Source organism: Streptomyces sp. NPDC091279, assembly GCF_044757465.1.
GTDB lineage: Bacteria > Actinomycetota > Actinomycetes > Streptomycetales > Streptomycetaceae > Streptomyces.
Genome location: NZ_JBIVVA010000004.1, coordinates 400,988 through 416,725, shown reverse-complemented (window position 1 = coordinate 416,725; position 15,738 = coordinate 400,988). Strand labels below are relative to the sequence as shown.

13 protein-coding genes and 1 pseudogene are annotated in these 15,738 nt (G+C 72.5%); 8 read left to right on the top strand and 6 right to left on the bottom strand.

What is annotated here, in order from left to right; translation table 11 throughout:
• Nucleotides 1-34: 34 nt before the first annotated feature.
• The 3 genes from ACIQOU_RS12275 to ACIQOU_RS12265 form a co-directional block, all read right to left on the bottom strand.
• Nucleotides 35-1,219, bottom strand: a complete 1,185-nt coding sequence (locus ACIQOU_RS12275) for an NAD(P)/FAD-dependent oxidoreductase (protein WP_401536347.1) — start codon at nucleotides 1,217-1,219, stop codon at nucleotides 35-37.
• Entirely contained in the window at nucleotides 1,216-1,413 is a 198-nt protein-coding gene (locus tag ACIQOU_RS12270) for a ferredoxin (protein WP_401536346.1), read from the bottom strand. The genes ACIQOU_RS12275 and ACIQOU_RS12270 overlap by 4 nt, the downstream gene beginning before the upstream one ends.
• Before the next feature lie 393 nt (nucleotides 1,414-1,806).
• Nucleotides 1,807-2,547 (bottom strand): response regulator transcription factor, encoded by a 741-nt coding sequence (locus ACIQOU_RS12265; protein ID WP_401536345.1) that lies wholly within the window; start codon nucleotides 2,545-2,547, stop codon nucleotides 1,807-1,809.
• A 440-nt stretch (nucleotides 2,548-2,987) separates the two neighbouring features.
• On the opposite strand from ACIQOU_RS12265, the gene ACIQOU_RS12260 reads away from it, so the two are divergent.
• The 3 genes from ACIQOU_RS12260 (at nucleotide 2,988) to ACIQOU_RS12250 (ending at nucleotide 6,250) form a co-directional block, all read left to right on the top strand.
• On the top strand, nucleotides 2,988-4,454 hold the full coding sequence (locus tag ACIQOU_RS12260; RefSeq protein WP_401536344.1) for a phytoene desaturase family protein: 1,467 nt from the start codon (nucleotides 2,988-2,990) through the stop codon (nucleotides 4,452-4,454).
• Between the two features lie 533 nt (nucleotides 4,455-4,987).
• Nucleotides 4,988-5,602, top strand: coding sequence for a DinB family protein (locus tag ACIQOU_RS12255; RefSeq protein ID WP_401536343.1), 615 nt, complete (start codon nucleotides 4,988-4,990; stop codon nucleotides 5,600-5,602).
• Nucleotides 5,603-5,746: 144 nt separating this feature from the next.
• Nucleotides 5,747-6,250 (top strand): hypothetical protein, encoded by a 504-nt coding sequence (locus ACIQOU_RS12250; protein ID WP_401536341.1) that lies wholly within the window; start codon nucleotides 5,747-5,749, stop codon nucleotides 6,248-6,250.
• Nucleotides 6,251-6,628: 378 nt separating this feature from the next.
• On the opposite strand, the gene ACIQOU_RS12245 is transcribed toward ACIQOU_RS12250, so the two are convergent.
• Nucleotides 6,629-7,147, bottom strand: coding sequence for an adenylate kinase (locus ACIQOU_RS12245; protein ID WP_401536340.1), 519 nt, complete (start codon nucleotides 7,145-7,147; stop codon nucleotides 6,629-6,631).
• Between the two features lie 30 nt (nucleotides 7,148-7,177).
• Nucleotides 7,178-7,918 (bottom strand): GntR family transcriptional regulator, encoded by a 741-nt coding sequence (locus ACIQOU_RS12240; RefSeq protein ID WP_401536338.1) that lies wholly within the window; start codon nucleotides 7,916-7,918, stop codon nucleotides 7,178-7,180.
• A gap of 214 nt (nucleotides 7,919-8,132) precedes the next feature.
• Between ACIQOU_RS12240 and ACIQOU_RS12235 the strand changes: the two genes are divergently transcribed.
• From ACIQOU_RS12235 to ACIQOU_RS12215, 5 genes and pseudogenes are all read left to right on the top strand, one after another.
• Nucleotides 8,133-9,284, top strand: a complete 1,152-nt coding sequence (locus ACIQOU_RS12235) for an ABC transporter substrate-binding protein (protein ID WP_401536337.1) — start codon at nucleotides 8,133-8,135, stop codon at nucleotides 9,282-9,284.
• Nucleotides 9,281-10,180 carry an ABC transporter permease gene (locus tag ACIQOU_RS12230; RefSeq protein ID WP_401536336.1) on the top strand — a complete coding sequence of 300 codons (900 nt, stop codon included), beginning with the start codon at nucleotides 9,281-9,283 and terminating at the stop codon, nucleotides 10,178-10,180. The genes ACIQOU_RS12235 and ACIQOU_RS12230 overlap by 4 nt, the downstream gene beginning before the upstream one ends.
• Nucleotides 10,165-10,980 carry an ABC transporter permease gene (locus ACIQOU_RS12225; RefSeq protein ID WP_401536335.1) on the top strand — a complete coding sequence of 272 codons (816 nt, stop codon included), beginning with the start codon at nucleotides 10,165-10,167 and terminating at the stop codon, nucleotides 10,978-10,980. The genes ACIQOU_RS12230 and ACIQOU_RS12225 overlap by 16 nt, the downstream gene beginning before the upstream one ends.
• 6 nt (nucleotides 10,981-10,986) lie before the next feature.
• Nucleotides 10,987-12,063 carry an ABC transporter ATP-binding protein gene (locus ACIQOU_RS12220; protein WP_401536334.1) on the top strand — a complete coding sequence of 359 codons (1,077 nt, stop codon included), beginning with the start codon at nucleotides 10,987-10,989 and terminating at the stop codon, nucleotides 12,061-12,063.
• 35 nt (nucleotides 12,064-12,098) lie between these two features.
• A pseudogene (locus ACIQOU_RS12215) lies at nucleotides 12,099-12,749 on the top strand (HAD family hydrolase); the annotation flags it as partial.
• Between the two features lie 95 nt (nucleotides 12,750-12,844).
• On the opposite strand, the gene ACIQOU_RS12210 reads toward ACIQOU_RS12215, so the two are convergent.
• A complete protein-coding gene (locus tag ACIQOU_RS12210; protein WP_401536333.1) occupies nucleotides 12,845-15,124 on the bottom strand; it encodes a M4 family metallopeptidase in 2,280 nt (759 codons plus the stop codon).
• Nucleotides 15,125-15,738 lie beyond the last annotated feature (614 nt).

Sequence of the window (15,738 nt, the reverse complement as noted above, 5' to 3'; positions counted from 1 at the left end):
AGCCGACGGGGCCGGTCCCCATCGGCTCACTCCGTCAACTTCCGGCCGGGGCGGGCTGCTTGGGCAGGGCGTCGGCCCAGAAGCTGCCCGTGGCGATGGCCTGCCGCCAGGTCCGGAGCACCTTGGGCGGCATACCGGCCGCGAGCACCCCGGAGACCCGGTCACCGGTGCGGTAGGCGGCCACGAAGCGCCGTTGCGCCAAGTCACCGTCCACGACGGCCACTTCGTCGTGCCCGCGCAGATAGCCGTACGCCTGGATCTTCATGTCGTACTGGTCGGACCAGAAGTACGGCACCGGCGCGAACGGCCTGCGGGCCTGCGGGTTGAGCAGGTTGCGGGCGGCGGCCATGCCCTGTTCGGCGGCGTTGGTGCGGTGCTCGATCCGCATCGCCGTCCGGAACAGCGGGTTGTACCAGCGGGCCACGTCACCGGCCGCGTACACGCCCTCGGCGGCCCCGCAGTACTCGTCGCAGACCACGCCGTCACCGAGGGCCAGCCCGCTGCCCTCCAGCCACTCGGTGTTGGGGATCGAGCCGACGGCGACCAGCACCTCGTCGGCGTCGATCACCTCACCGTCGGCGAGCCGCACGCCGTCCTCGGTCACCTCCGCGACGCGGACACCGCAGCGCAGGTCCACGCCCCGGTCCAGGTGGGCCCGGGTGAGCAGCCCGCCGACCTCGGTGCCGACGGCGTGCGCGAGCGGCACCGGCGCCGGTTCGAGGAGGGTGACCCGGGCACCGAGGCGCCAGGCGACGGCGGCGGCCTCCGCGCCGAGGAACCCGGCGCCGACGATCACCAGCCGCAGGCCCGGCACCAGCCGCTCCCGCAACGCCCGCGCGTCGTCGAGGGTGCGCAGCACATGCGCCCCCTCCCCCGGCAGCCGGCGCGCCCGGACGCCGGTCGCGATGATCAGCCCGTCGTAGGGGAGTTCCTCGCCGTCGGCCAGCCGGACCGTGCGCGCGTCGGTCCGCAGTCCGGAGGCCGCGACGCCGAGCCGCAGGTCGAGACCGAGGGCGGCCAGGTCGGCGGGGGCCCGCAGCGGGAGCCGGTCGGCCGTCCACTCCGCGGACAGGAACTGCTTCGACAGCGGCGGCCGGTCGTAGGGGACCTGCGCCTCGTCGCCGACGAGGGTGACGGCGCCGTCGTAGCCCTCCCGGCGGAGCGTCTCGGCCGCCGCGAGCCCGGCGGCGGAGGCGCCGACGACCACGACGCGCCTCACTGGTTCAGCACCCGGATCGCGGCGGCGGGGCAGACCGCGACGGCCTCGTGGACGTCGTCGGCGGCCTCCGCCGGCGGCTCGGCGTCCAGGAGGAAGGCGATGCCGTCCTCCTCACGCTGGTCGAACACCTCGGGGGCGACCATCACGCACTGTCCGGAGGCGACGCATTTCGGTTCGTCGAGTTCCACACGCATGTCGGGTTCCTCGCTCAATTTCGGGGGGGATGGTGGACGTTCGTGAAGGGGGCGATCGGCCGGGGTCTCGCCTCACGGCCGCGCTCGCCGCGCCTCGCCTCGCCTCGGGGCACGGCATCGATGAGCACATGCAAACAGAGGGGGCTGACGCGACCCGGTCGTTTTGCTGACAGCCATCTGACGTGGCTCGGATCACATCGCGAGTCGAACCACGGGCGATGCCTTTCGTGATGCGGCGATTATGCCAACTGCCCCGCACATAAGCGGAGTTCACGGCCTTCTCGGCGGCCTGACCGTGCGCGGCCGCGCTCCTGGGCGGTCGCCACCGACACCCCGGCGCCGCGACCGACGCGACGTCTCTTCCCGTCGCCCGAGTGTTTGCACTTCACCGGCTCAGACATCCGCGCCGACCTCCCCCAGCCAGTAGCCGAAGCCCCTGCGGGTGTGGATCAGGGCGGGTCCCTCGCGGTCCACCTTGCGCCGCACGCGGGAGACGAGCTGCTCGATCGCGTTGTCGCCGCGGAACTCTCCCCAGACGTAGCGGCCGATCTGCTCCTTCGACAGCACCCGGTGCGCATTGGCCAGAAGATGCCGTAGCAGCCGGTATTCGGCGGGCGTGAGATCCAGCACACGTCCCCCGCGCCGCGCCTGACAGCGGGAGTCGTCCAGGGTCAGGTCACGGTAGGCGGGCGCCCCCTCGCCGCGCGGGCCCGCGTGCGCGGCGCGCAGCAGGACCTGCATCCGGGCCAGCACCTCGGCGACCCGGAAAGGTTTCGTCACGTAGTCCCGCCGCCCCGGGCCGAGGGCGGGCAGGAGCCGCTCCAGGGAGTCGCAGTCGGTGAGCAGCAGGGTCGGCGGCCGGTGCAGGCCGGTCGGCAGGTGATCGGGGCCGAAGCTCTCCGGGTCGGGCAGGGCCGCGTCGAGAACGACGAGGTCATAGCGGCGTTCGGTGGCGCGCGCCAGCACCTCGGCCCCGGTGGCGACCAGGGTGATCCGGTAACCGGCCAACTCCAGGGTGGTCGAGAGCAGTTCGGCGAGTTCCGCGTCCCCGGCGGCGACCAGGACCTGCTGTCCGGCCCCACGCGCGAGTGTCGGCCTCTCGTCGAGAGCGCCGTGCGCTGTCGAGGTTTCCATGGGGCCCAACCTTTCGTTCCACGCGAGCGGAGACAATCCTCTCCCCTTCGCGTGGATGCAGTTGATCACATCCATTGCTTAACTCAAGTAATCTAACTATGCTTGCCTGACGCAAGCAACCCTAACCTGTCGATCGGGACATGTTCCCGCCACGGACCGGGGCCCTCTGAGCGGAGGTGGCCCCGTGAGTCGGTCCCGTATCCCTTCACGGGGCCGACACGGTCCCGGACCCGGCGTGAGTCGTTTCAGCGATGCGCGCCGGGTCCGTGGAGATGGTGCAAGGGCGTGTGGATCGAGGTGGGCCGCGACGCCGGGGGCGTGCGGGCGCGGGGAATCGGGCTGCCGTGGGGCGGGCGTACCGTCGGAGATGAGGGAGCCGGGCGTCATCCGGCACGGTGGGCGCCGGTGCCGGGTGCCTTCGGTGTGGAGGAGGAGCCTCCGTGAGTACCGCCGTTGTCGTGGGAAGTGGGCCGAACGGGCTGGCGGCGGCTGTGCGGCTGGCTCAGGAGGGCGTGGACGTCACCGTGCTGGAGGCGGCCGGGGTCATCGGGGGCGGAACGCGGACCAGTGAACTGACGCCGGGGCTGCTGCACGACCACTGCTGCGCCGTGCACTCCATGACCGTGGGCTCGCCCTTCCTGCGCACGTTGGGGCTGGAGCGGTTCGGGGTGCGCTGGTGTCTGCCGGAGGTCGACTGCGCGCATCCGTTGGACTCGGGTGAGGCGGGCGTGCTGCTCAGGTCCGTGCGGGACACGGCGGACGGGCTCGGTGGCCGTGACGGCTGGCGCTGGCTGCGGCTGTTCGGTCCGCTCGCGGACGGTTTCGACGCGTTGGCCGGTGATGTTCTGGGGCCGCCGACGCGGGTGCCGGATCATCCGCTGCTGTGGGCACGGTTCGGCGCCTCCGCGCTGCTCCCGGCCGACAGGGTGGCGCGGCTGTGGCACACGGACACCGCCCGTGCGCTGTTCGGCGGGGCGGCGGCACACGCCTTCCGGCCGCTGGACCGCCCGGCGACCGCCGCGATCGGCCTGTCCGTCATCGCGGCGGGGCATCGGCACGGCTGGCCGGTGGCGGCGGGTGGTTCACGGGCGGTCAGCGACGCGTTGGCCGCCCTGCTGGGCGAGTTGGGCGGGCGGATCGAGACGGGGGTCCGGGTCCGTTCGGCGTCCGGGCTGCCGCCCGCTGACGTGGTGGTGTTCGATCTGGCGCCCGGCGCGGTCGCGGACCTCCTCGGTGACCGGCTGCCGGACAGGGTGGCGCGCGCCTATCGGCGTTATCGGCACGGTCCCGGGGCGTTCAAGGTGGACTTCGCCGTGGAGGGCGGCGTGCCGTGGACGGCGCGGGCGGCGCGGCGGGCGGGCGTGGTGCATGTCGGGGGCCGGTTCGAGGAGGTGGCCGCGGCCGAGTCGGACGTTCATCGGGGGCGGCTGCCCGAGCGGCCGTTCGTGGTGGTCGGCCAGCAGTATCTGGCGGACCCGTCGCGCTCGGCCGGTGACCGGCATCCGGTGTGGTCGTACGCGCATGTACCGGCCGGTTACGACGGTGACGCGACGGAGGTGATCGTGCGGCAGATCGAACGGTTCGCGCCCGGATTCCGTGAGCGGATCATGGGGCGGGTGGCGCGTACGCCGGCGGAGTTCGAGGAGGACAACCCGAACTTCGTGGGCGGGGACATCGTCACCGGCGCCAACACTGTGCGGCAGTTGCTCGCCCGGCCCCGCTTCACCCTCGACCCGTACGCGACCGGAGTCCCGGGCATGTTCATCTGCTCGGCGGCGACTCCGCCGGGCGCGGGGGCGCACGGGATGTGCGGGGCGTGGGCGGCGGAATCGGCCCTGCGCTATCTGGCGCGGGTGAGGACACGGGCGGGGAGGGGACGACGTTCGACGCGGGTGTTGGTGGGGTAGGTGGGGTCGTTCGGATGGGCTGGTCGTCGGCCTACGCGCCGGCTATTTCCCGGCGGAGTCGGTGGGTGAAGTGGGTGAGGAGGTTCAGGGTTTCTCGGAAGTCGGCGCGGTGGTCGTCTCTGTCTGCGGTGGACCGGGGGGCCAGACGCGGCGGGCGGGGGCGTCGGCGCGTTCGACGGTGTCGTCGGCACAGAGGAGGTAGCGGGCTGACCGGGCTTCCTGCATCTGGCTCGCCAACTCGTCGGCTCCCGGGCCGCCTTCACCCAGTCGGGTTTCCTGTGAAAGAGGCCAGCTGGTCCGGCACGCGGATGCCGGTGCGCGGACCGGTGTCGTCACGGCGACCTGGGCCGAAGGGACCCACCGCGCCGCCGAGTCGGCCGACGCGCTCGGGGTGTGGGGGGGGGCGGGCAGGCCACGGTTGCCGGGCACCGAGTGGTTCGTCCGGCGTGACCTCATGGCGTCAACCATGTCTCCCTCGCCGGTGTGACAGTCTCGACGCCATCGTGAAGTGGCCCTCTCCATAGGAGCGTTCAGTGATTCCCTCCCGGTTGGCTCCGCTGTTGCGCCAGTTCGACTTCGCGCGTGAGCGTCTCGGCGCCCGGCTGACGGGGCCCGTCATGGACAGCGGCGACGGCTGTGACACCGCGGTCGGGGCCATGGACGACGTCGAGTACCGCTGGGAGCCCGTGCCGGGCTGCTGGTCGGTGCGGCGGCGGGCGGACGGGCCCGGACCACGCGCCGGGTTCCTGGCCGGGGCCGGTGAGTGGGGGCGCGACGCGGCGCCGTATCCGCATCCGTGGCCGCCGCCGTTCACCACCCTCGCCTGGCGGCTGAGCCATCTCAGCGAGATGCTCACGCTCCGCGCCGAGCACACGGCCGGAGAGCACCGGCTCACCCGGGACGACTTCCGCAGCGCCGGGGACGCCGAGGCCGCCGTCGCCCTGTTCGACGCGGGTGCGTCGGCCTGGCGGGACGCGCTGCTGAGCGTCGACGACGCCGCCCTCGACACCGTCGGATACTGCACGTACCCGCACGGCAGCGACCCCGAGGAGCCGTTCCTCACCATCGTGGCGTGGGTCAACCAGGAGCTGCTGCACCACGGCGCCGAGATCGCCCTCCTCCGTGACCTGTACCGGGAGCGGGCCTGAACTGCCGCTCAGCGCCTATGAATTGGAGTGCGCCCGCCCCGGCCTTCTCGTCCCCGTCGGTGAACACGCGCCCCTGACCGCACGTATCTCCAGCCGTACCCCTGTCCGCCGTGCGGGCAGCATCGTCGAACTCGGAGCAGCGACGTGCCTCAGCAGCCGACGCGGTCACTGACCGGTCGTACCCCGTCCGCCTCCCGTCTCGCCCGTGTCGCGGCCCTCGTCGGCGGGCTGGCCGTCCTTCCGCTGGCCACGGCCTGCGGCGGCGGCGAGGCCGAACTCTCCGACCGGCAGCGGCAGTCGGCGAGCCCGACCCTCTCCGCACCGGAGGCCCAGGTGGTGGCCCCCGCGAAGGTCGAGGTCATCGCCCGGCTCACCGGCTGCGAGGTGAAGATGCGGACCGAGGCGGAGCAACTGCGCGAGGGGATCTGCCACACCGAGGACGGCGACTACCTGATCACGACGTTCCCCGAGGAGAGGTACAAGGAGACCTGGCTCGACACCATCAGCATGTACCAGGGCACCTACCTGGTCGGCAGCCGTTGGGTGGTGAGTGCGCCGCCGAAGCTCCTCAAGGAGTTCCGGGGCACCCTCGGCGGGGCGATCGTCCACCTCACCGGAACCGGTCCGACCGCCGCCCCCAGCCCCTGACGCCACCGGCCTGAACGGCGTACCGGCACGCTTCGGCCACTCCGGTGGCCTGATGGCACCCTCCTCGCGCGATCAAGCCCGCGCAGGACCGGCCCCGGCTCGCGGCGCGCGATGCCCGGGGACGTCTGCTGGTGGTGGCGTTCCGCCCGGTGGCCGAGCCGTTGCCCGACGAGGACCCCGCCTGGCGCCGCCGCACCCCAGGGCACGATCCGGTCCGGCCCGATCTTCACCTGGTCGTGCACCGGGGGACGTTCGCCGCCCGGGACGTCCGCTGGGCCGCCCGCCGGGGGCACGTCCACCTCGTCGACGGCGCCCGTCTGGAACGCTGGGCGCGCGGGACGCCGTTGCACGCACTCGGAGAGACGGCCGAGCCGCCGGTCAGAGGGAGGCCGCCCAGGCCGCCGTCGCCGCCGGGTGGGAGAAGCGGTGCACGGTGAGCGGGGTGTCGTGGGGGCCCGCGACGCGGTGGGCGATCTCCAGGCGTCGGGTCGGGTGGTGGGACCACGCCCACCACGCCGGATGCCCCCGGGTGAGCCAGTCGGCCCAGGTCTCGCGGTTGCCGCCGAAGAGGGACTCGCGGGTGATCGTGCGCCGCAGGGAACGCCGCAGCACGCGCGGCATGATCACGGCGCGGCCGTAGTCCAGCCAGAGCACCGTGTCCGCGCGGTCCCAGAGGAGGTCGCGGACGTCCGGGTAGCCGAGCGAGTCGATGATCCACCGGGGCTGTTCCGTGACGCGGGTGACGTCCTCGGTGAGCCGGTCGTTGACCTGCCAGTCGGGGCCCGTGAAGTACAGGGCGTCCATCTCGTGGTAGGGGACGCCCAGGCGCGGGCTCAGGGTGCGGGCGAGGGTGGACTTGCCCGCGCCCGTGCTGCCCACCACCAAGATCCGGTCCATCCGTGGACCGTACCTCACCAGGCTTTGAGGTCACTCGGCGGTTTTCCGGGCCAGCGCGTTGTTGCCGATCGAGTTGTGCACGCTGAAGCTGACCGCGTCCGAGCGGTAACGGTCGTCGGACCACTCCACGGGGCGGCCCTCGCGGGTGGTGGTGACCCGGCGTACCCGCAGCAGCGGGCTGGTGCGGCGGATGCCGAGGAGTTCGGCGTCCTGGGCGCTCGCGGCGACGGCGTCGATGACATGCTCGCCGTAGGCGAAGACAAGTCCCTTGTTCGCGAAGAGGAGTTGGGTGACGGAGGGGGCGTCGGGGCCGATCTCCTCGACGGCCGGGGAGATCCAGTCGGCGTACACGGTGCGTTCGACGAGCACCGGTTCGCCGTCCAGGCCGCGTACCCGCAGGACGTGCAACACCGGGGTGCCCTCGGGGAGTTGGAGGCGGGCCGCGTCCTGCGCGGTGGCCGCCCGGTATCCCTGGGCGGCGACGTGGCCGCTCGCCTCGCGGCCCATGGCGGCCGCCCACTGGGCGAAGCTGCGCAGTTCGGCGAAGCTCTGGCTGCGGCGGCTGGCGAGCACGACGTGGCGGGCGCCCTGCCGGGAGCCGATGAGGCCCTCGGCGGTGAGCGCGGCGACCGCCTGGCGGACCGTGCCGCGCGAGACGGCGTACCGGGCGGCCAACTCGGTCTCGGCGGGCAGTCTGCTGCCGACCGTGTACTCCTCGCGGTCGATCGCCCGCCGCAGTTCGTCGGCGATCTCCTCGTGTCGCGTCGGCACGGTTCCCCTCCGGATCTGCCGCTGTGCACAGCGTGACCAGGGTAGACGACGGCGGGCAGTGACCGCGCTCGACCGTGATTGTGCAGGCAGGTGGCTGTCAGGGTTTCTCCTTCGTTCACGGACCGGACACCACGGCCCGCCTTACTGAGGCCGACTTGTTCAGACAAGTTCCCCGACCTCGTCCGTCGCCCGTCCCTCTCCTTCCGGAGTCACCGTGTTCCAGCCGAGAAGCGCCCTCCTGACCGGCTCCCTCGCCGTCGTCGCCGCGCTCGCCCTGAGCGCCTGCGGCGCCGCCCCCGACACCGCGTCGACCACCGCCGACGGCAAGGACGCCGCCACCGCCACGTCCGCGGCCGACTTCGGCGGCATGGCCGCACTGGTGAAGGCGGCCAAGAAGGAAGGCACCCTGCACGCCATCACCCTCCCCCGCGACTGGGCCAACTACGGCGCGCTGCTGGACGGTTTCGAGAAGAAGTACGGCATCAAGGTCCAGGTCGAGAACCCTGACGGCTCCAGCCAGGACGAGATCAACGCCGTCACCTCCCGCAAGGGCCAAGGCCGCGCCCCGGACGTGCTCGACCTGGGGAGTTCCTTCGCGCTGAGCGCCGCCCAGCAGGGGCTGCTCGCGCCGTACCGGGTGGCCTCCTACGACGAGATCCCGGTCGGCCAGAAGGACACGCAGGCCCGCTGGTTCAACGACTACGGCGGCTATGTCTCCATCGGCTGCGACGCCAAGCGCGTGACGACGTGCCCGACGACCTTCGCGGACCTGCTCAAGCCGCAGTACAAGGGCCAGGTCGCGCTGAACGGCAACCCCACCAAGTCGGGTTCGGCGTTCGGCGGCGTCTACGCGGCGGCTCTCGCCAGCGGCGGTTCCCTCGACGACATCCAGCCCGGCCTGGACTTCTTCGCCAAGCTGCGCAAGAACGGCAACTACACGCCCGTCGAGTCGACCCCGGCGACCATCGAGAAGGGCGAGACGCCCATCAGCGTCGACTGGGACTACCTGAACGCCGGGTACGCCGACGAGTTCCGGTCGAAGGGCGTCGACTGGAAGGTGACGGTGCCCGCCGACGGCAAGTACGCCCAGTACTACTCGCAGGCCATCAACAAGGACGCCCCGCATCCGGCCGCCGCGCGGCTGTGGGAGGAGTACCTGTACAGCACCGAGGGCCAGAACCTGTGGCTCAAGGGCTACGCCCGCCCGGCGCTGATGACGGCCATGGAGAAGGCCGGCACCCTCGACAAGGCGGCCGCGGCCAAGCTCCCCAAGGTCTCCGGCACGCCGTCGTTCCCGACCGAGGCGCAGCAGAGCAAGGCCAAGGAGGTCCTGGCGCAGGGCTGGGCGAAGGCCGTCTCCGGATGACGGCCACGCTCACCCGGGCCGACGCGCCGGTTGCCGTCGCCCCGAAGCGGCGGCGGCGCGTCCCCGGCTGGCTCGCGGTCGTCCCGCTGCTGGCCTTCACCGCCGTCGCGTTCGGGCTGCCCGCCCTGGCGATGCTGAACGGCGCGTTCACGGTCAAGGACCCGGCCACCGGCGCCACCTCGTACGGCACCGGGAACATGACGGCCTCGTTGCGGGGCGCGTATCTGACCGCGCTGCTCGGCAGCGTCAAGCTGTCCGGGGTGTGCGCCGTCCTCGCCGCGCTGCTGGGGCTGCCGCTCGCGCAGGCCGTCGTCACCTCGCGCTCCCGTGCCCTGCGGGAGGCGGTGCTCACGGCGTCCGGGGTGCTCGCCAACTTCGGCGGGGTCCCGCTCGCCTTCGCGTTCGTCGCCACGCTCGGCAACGCCGGTGTCCTCACCCGGCACTTCGGCCTCACCGAGCGGGGCTGGGACCTGTACAGCTTCTGGGGACTGGTCGTCGTCTACCTGTACTTCCTGATCCCGCTGATGGTGCTGACCATCACCCCGGCCCTGGAGGGGCTGCGCACCCAGTGGCGGGAAGCGGCACGGAACAACGGCGCGACGGGCGTCCAGTACTGGCGGCACGTGGCGCTGCCGGTGCTCGCGCCCTCGCTGCTCGGCGGGCTCGTGCTGCTGTTCGGCAGCGCGTTCGCCGCGTACGCCACCGCGGCCGCCATGGTGGGCAGTTCGGTGCCGTTGGTCACCCTCCAGATCGCGGACGCCCTCTCCGGCAATGTGCTGGTCGGCCAGGAGAACGTGGCGCTCGCGCTCAGCCTGGACATGGTCCTGGTCGCCGGTCTCGTCATGGCCGTCTATCTGCCCCTGCAACGACGGAGCGCCCGATGGCTCGACGCGTGACCACCTGGCGGTGGCCGGTCCTCTCGCTCGCCGCCCTGTACTTCCTCGTCCCGCTGGCCGCGTCGGTGGTCTTCACGGTGGACGTGCCCGGCCGGGGCGTCACCTTCGACGCCTACCGGCAGATCGTCCACGCCGACGGCTTCACCAGCGGTCTGCTGCTCTCGCTGGAACTGGCGGCGGCGACGATCGCCGTGGTGCTGCTGCTGATGGTCCCGGCGGTGGTGGCGCTGCGGCTCGGGGCGCCCCGGCTGCGCCCGGTCGTCGAGGTGGTGTGCGCGCTGCCGCTGGTGGTGCCGCCGATCGCGTTCGTCGCCGGGATCTCCACGGTCCTCAAGTGGGGGCCCGAACACCTGTCCCGGACGCCGCTGTTCCAGACGTTCGTGGCCGTCCAGGACCCGGACTTCCCGGTGGTGCTGGTGCTGGCCTACGGGGTGATGGCGCTGCCGTTCGTGTACCGGGCGCTGGACGCGGGGCTGCGCGGGATCGACGTGCGCACGCTCGTCGAGGCCGCCCGCAGCTGCGGCGCGGGCTGGCAGCAGGCGCTGGTGCGGGCGGTGCTGCCGAACCTGCGCGGGGCGCTGCTGAACGCCTCGTTCCTCACCCTGGCGCTGGTGCTCGGCGAGTTCACCGTGGCCCAGCTCCTGGGGTTCACGCCGTTCGCGGTGTGGATCTACAGCATCGGCGGCTCGCAGGCCCAGCTGTCCGTCGCCGTCTCCGTGCTCAGCCTCGTTTTGACCTGGGCCCTGCTCCTCACGCTCGCCGGTTTCGGCGGACGTGCCAAGACCGCGTCCCGGGGATGATGACCGATGACCGCCAGCACACTTGAGAACGTCACCACGGAGCAGGCCGCCACGGTCGAATTCCGGGGTCTGCGCCGGGAGTTCGGGCCGACGGTCGCGCTCGACGGCCTCGATCTGACCGTCCGTCCCGGTGAGTTCCTCGCCCTGCTCGGCCCGTCCGGGTGCGGCAAGACCACCGCGCTGCGCATGCTCGCCGGTTTCGAACACCCCGACGCCGGTGCGGTGTTGGTGGACGGAGCCGACGTCACCCGGGTCCCCGCGCACCGCCGGGACGCCGGGATGGTGTTCCAGTCCTACAGCCTCTTCCCGCATCTCGACGCGGTCGACAACGTCGCGTTCGGCCTGCGCATGCGCAAGGTGAAGGCGGCCGAACGGCGGTCCCGGGCGGCCGAGTTGCTGGATCTGGTCGGCCTCGCCGACCAGGGCGCCCGCTTCCCGCACCAGCTCTCCGGCGGGCAGCAGCAGCGCGTCGCCCTCGCCCGGGCCCTCGCCCTGCGCCCCCGTGTCCTGCTCCTGGACGAACCGCTGTCCGCCCTCGACGCCAAGGTGCGCCTGACCCTGCGCGAGGAGATCCGCCGTCTCCAGCGCGAACTCGGCATCACCACGCTCTTCGTGACGCACGATCAGGAAGAGGCCCTCTCGATGGCCGACCGGGTCGCCGTGATGCGCGCCGGACGCCTCGAACAGTGCGCGGAGCCCGCGGAGTTGTACGGCCGTCCCGCCACCCCCTTCGTCGCCGAGTTCGTCGGCACGATGAGTAGGCTGCCCGGGCTGCTGTCGGACTCGGTGGTGGAGGTGCTCGGCGTGCGGCTGCCCGTCGACGGCACCCCGCCCGCCGCGCGTGAGGTGGATGTCCTGGTCCGTCCCGAGGCCGTCCGGGTGCGCGCGGACGACACCGCCGACGCGCGGGTCGTCGCCTCCGCGTTCCTCGGCGCCGTCACCCGGGTCACCGTGGTCCTGGCCGACGGGACGCGGGTGAAGGCCGACCTCCCCACCCACGAGGCCGCCGCCCTGAGCGCCGGTCGTACCGTGCGGGTGACCCTGCCCGAGCGGCCTGTGCTGGTCGCCGCGCGCACCGTCTGAGCCCCGCCCCTCCCCCCCACCCGAGAGAAGCAGTCGTGACCCAACTCCCCCTCCAGGCGGTCCTGTTCGACATGGACGGCACGCTCGTCGACACCGAGCGACTGTGGTGGGAGGCGGTGCGGTCGACCGCGGCCGGCCTCGGCAGAGCGCTGACCGGGGCCGACCAGCCGGAGGTGCTGGGCCGCCCCGTCGAGCACACCGCCGCCTGGCTGGCCCGGAGCACCGGGCACCCCGCGCCCGACCTCGCCGACCGGCTGCACACGGCGTTCGCCCAACGGGTGCGCGCCGAGGTCGTCCCGCGTCCGGGCGCCCTCCCGCTGCTGGACGCCCTCGCCCGTGACGGGGTGCCGATCGCGCTGGTCACCGCGTCGTCCCGGGCGGTCGCCGACACCGTCCTCGCCGTGCTGGGCGCCGACCGGTTCGGGGTGACGGTCACCGCGGACGACACCCCGCGCACCAAGCCCGCCCCCGACCCCTATCTGGCCGCCTGCGCCGCGCTCGGCGTCGATCCGGCCCGCTGTGTCGCCGTCGAGGACACCGCCACCGGGGTCGCCTCGGCCGAGGCCGCCGGGTGCGCCGTTCTCGCGGTGCCGTCGCTGGCGCCGCTCGACCCGGCCGCGGGGCGCACCGTCGTGCCGAGCCTCGAAGGCCTCACCCCGGACCGGCTGCGCGCCCTGATCGTCCCCGACTCGGGCCCGCTGTAACGCCGTTGGACGTGCCCGGGGTGTGACGGCGGCCCGGCGCGCGGGAGGCGCACCGGGCCGTCGTCGGGCGGGGTGGGTCAGGGGATCAGGTACCACTTCTCGATGTAGCCGGTGTCCAGGGACGCCCGGTCCTGGACGCGCAGCTTCCAGGTGCCGGTGACGGGCTGGGCGGAGGCATTCACCGTGAACGTCTGGTCGACGTTGGCGGCCGAACCGCCACTGCGGTTGAGGAGCGAGTAGGTCGTGCCGTTCGGGCCGACGAGGTCGACGGTCAGGTCGCCCCGGTAGGTGTGCACGATCTTGACGTAGACCTCGGTGGCCGCCGAGGCGTTGCCGGTGCGGCCGGAGACCGTGACCGGGGACTCGACGGCGGCTCCGGCGTCGGGGATGTCGACGCGGGTGCCGTTGGTGTAGAGGTTGGCCACCCGCCAGCTGAACGTCCGGGTCGCGGTGGAGCCGGTGTCGTCGGTGACCGTGACCGTGACGCCGCTGGTGCCGACGGTGGTCGGGGTACCGCTGATCAGGCCGGTGCCGGAGAGGGAGAGCCCGGCGGGCAGACCGGCGGCGGCATAGGTCAGCGCCGAGCCGGTGTGGGTGGTGTAGGCGTCGACCTGGAGGGAGACGGCGTCACCGACGCCGCTGGTCTGGTTGGCCGGAGCGGTGATGTTGACGCCCGCCGCGATGCGCTGGCCGACGTTGATCCCGGCCCACGCGTCGGACACGGCCAGGTAGGCGGACGTGTAGGCGCCGAACAGGTCGGCGGCGGCCTGGAGGGTGGCGGTGCGGGCGCCGGCGTAGGTGGTGGTCGACGTCATGTACGTGGTCAGCGCCCGGTACCAGACCTGCTGGGCGTTCTCGATGCCGATGCCGGTGACCGGGAGGCCGTCGGAGGTCGGGCTGTCGTAGGCGACGCCGTTGACCGTCTTGGCACCGCTGCCCTCGGAGAGGAGGTAGAAGAAGTGGTTGGCGGGCCCGGAGGAGTAGTGGACGTCGAGGCCGCCGAGCGAGGAGTCCCAGGCGTCCCGGGAGGCCCCGTCGCGGGACGGCTTGTCCATGTACCGCAGGGGCGTGCCGTCGCCGTTGATGTCGATCTTCTCGCCGACCATGTAGTCCGGGACGTCGGCGGGCAGGTCGGCGTGGAACTCCACGGCGGCGGCGAAGATGTCCGAGGTCGCCTCGTTCAGACCGCCCGACTCGCCGGAGTAGTTCAGGTTGGCGGTGGCGCTGGTGACGCCGTGGCTCATCTCGTGCGCGGCGACGTCGAGGGCCGTCAGCGGGTGGGTGTTGCCTGAGCCGTCGCCGTAGGTCATGCAGAAGCAGGTGTCGGACCAGAAGGCGTTGACGTAGTTGTTGCCGTAGTGGGCCCGGCTGTAGGCGGCGACGCCGTCGTTGCGGATGCCGTTGCGGTCGAAAACGTCCTTGTAGTAGTCCCAGGTCGCGGCGGCGCCGAAGGCCACGTCCACCCCGGCGGTCTGCCGGTTGGCCGGGGTGCCGTCACCCCAGACATCGTTGTCATCTGTGAAGAGGGTGCCGGTGCCCGACGTTCCCTGGTTGAGGTCGTAGGTGCGGTGTCCGGCGCGGTCGCCGTCGAGAAGTTGGTAGGTCGAGCCGGAGCGGGTGGTGCTCAGCGGGACGGTGCCGTTGAACTGGCCGGTGCCGGTGCCGGTCTGCACGCCCTCGAAACGGAACAGTTCCTTGCCGCCGGCGGCGTCGGTCAGGACGTGGAGTTCGCTGGGGGTGCCGTCGTGCCGGCCGCCGCCGACCACGGACTCCCAGGCCAGGGCGGGTTCGCCGGTGCCGGCCCAGATGACGAGGCGGGGTGCGTCGTCGATCGCGGCGCCCTTCATGCCGGCCGCGTCGGCCTTCTTCGCGGCGGCGAGGGCCTTCGTGCGGGCCGCCCCGGAGGTGACCTTCGGGGTGAGGGTCGGCACGGTGAGCGTCGCGTCGGTCGCCTCGGACGTGGTGACCCGGCCGTTCCTGATGTGCACGACCAGGTCGCCGCCGAGGACCGGCAGTCCGGCGTAGGTCCGCTCGTAGCGGGTGTGAGTGGTGCCGTCGGCGTCCCGGCTGACGTCCTTGACGAGGAGTTTCTCCCGGGCGCCGAGTCCGAGGGTGTCGGCGGTGCCGGGGGCCTGGGCGGTGGCGCTCTTCAGGAGGGCGGCGCGCCCGGCGGGGGTGAGGGCGACGGGGGCGGCGCCCGGCCTGGGAGTGGCCCGGATCGTGCCGGTGCCGGGTTCGGCGGGGGCCGCGCCGGCGGTGCCGGTCTGGACGGCGGTGGCCAGCAGGGTGGAGACGGCGGTCAGCGCGAGGGCGACGACGCGTCTGGAACGGCGTACGGAACGGTGTTGCCGCGACAAGGCGTTCTCCTTTGCAGCGAGCGGCCTCGGGTCAAGGCCGGTCAGGGGGATCGGCCGGAGGTGGCCGTCCGACGGCGCGCGGGTGCGGCACGCGGCTCGGGCCGACGTCAGCAGGACGCCGTTGGCCCGGCGGCGCGCGAAAGGAGGGCTAAGGAAGTGCGGATGGAGGGCGAACGGGCGGGGGGTACGTGAGGTGTGCGAGAGGTGCAGGTGAGGTGAACTCGCTTCAGAAGACTGACACTTCGGTCATGGAATTGTCATGGTGGCGTCAAGATAACGGCTGGAACAGACCCTTCCCCACTGCGCCTTCGGCGGCTCGGTGACTGGAACCGGCGGGTCGGGGGGCCTGTTCGGAGGTTCGGTCGGTGGCGTGTTCGAGTACGCGTCCGGGGTGGCGCTCCCCCGGGTCGTTCCGGGACCGTTTGCTGTCAACTTCCGTCGCCATGAGGTCACTTCACGATATGTGAACGGTCGAGAAGTGCCGTGAAGATGCCGCTTCTCGACCAACCTCCGTCATTCCCGGAGACGTTCGGCATATGCCCGCTCGGCCTGCCTACGGTCCCGGCAGGGGGTGGGCGCGGGGGGTGTCGGGTCCGCCGCCGACGACGACCAAG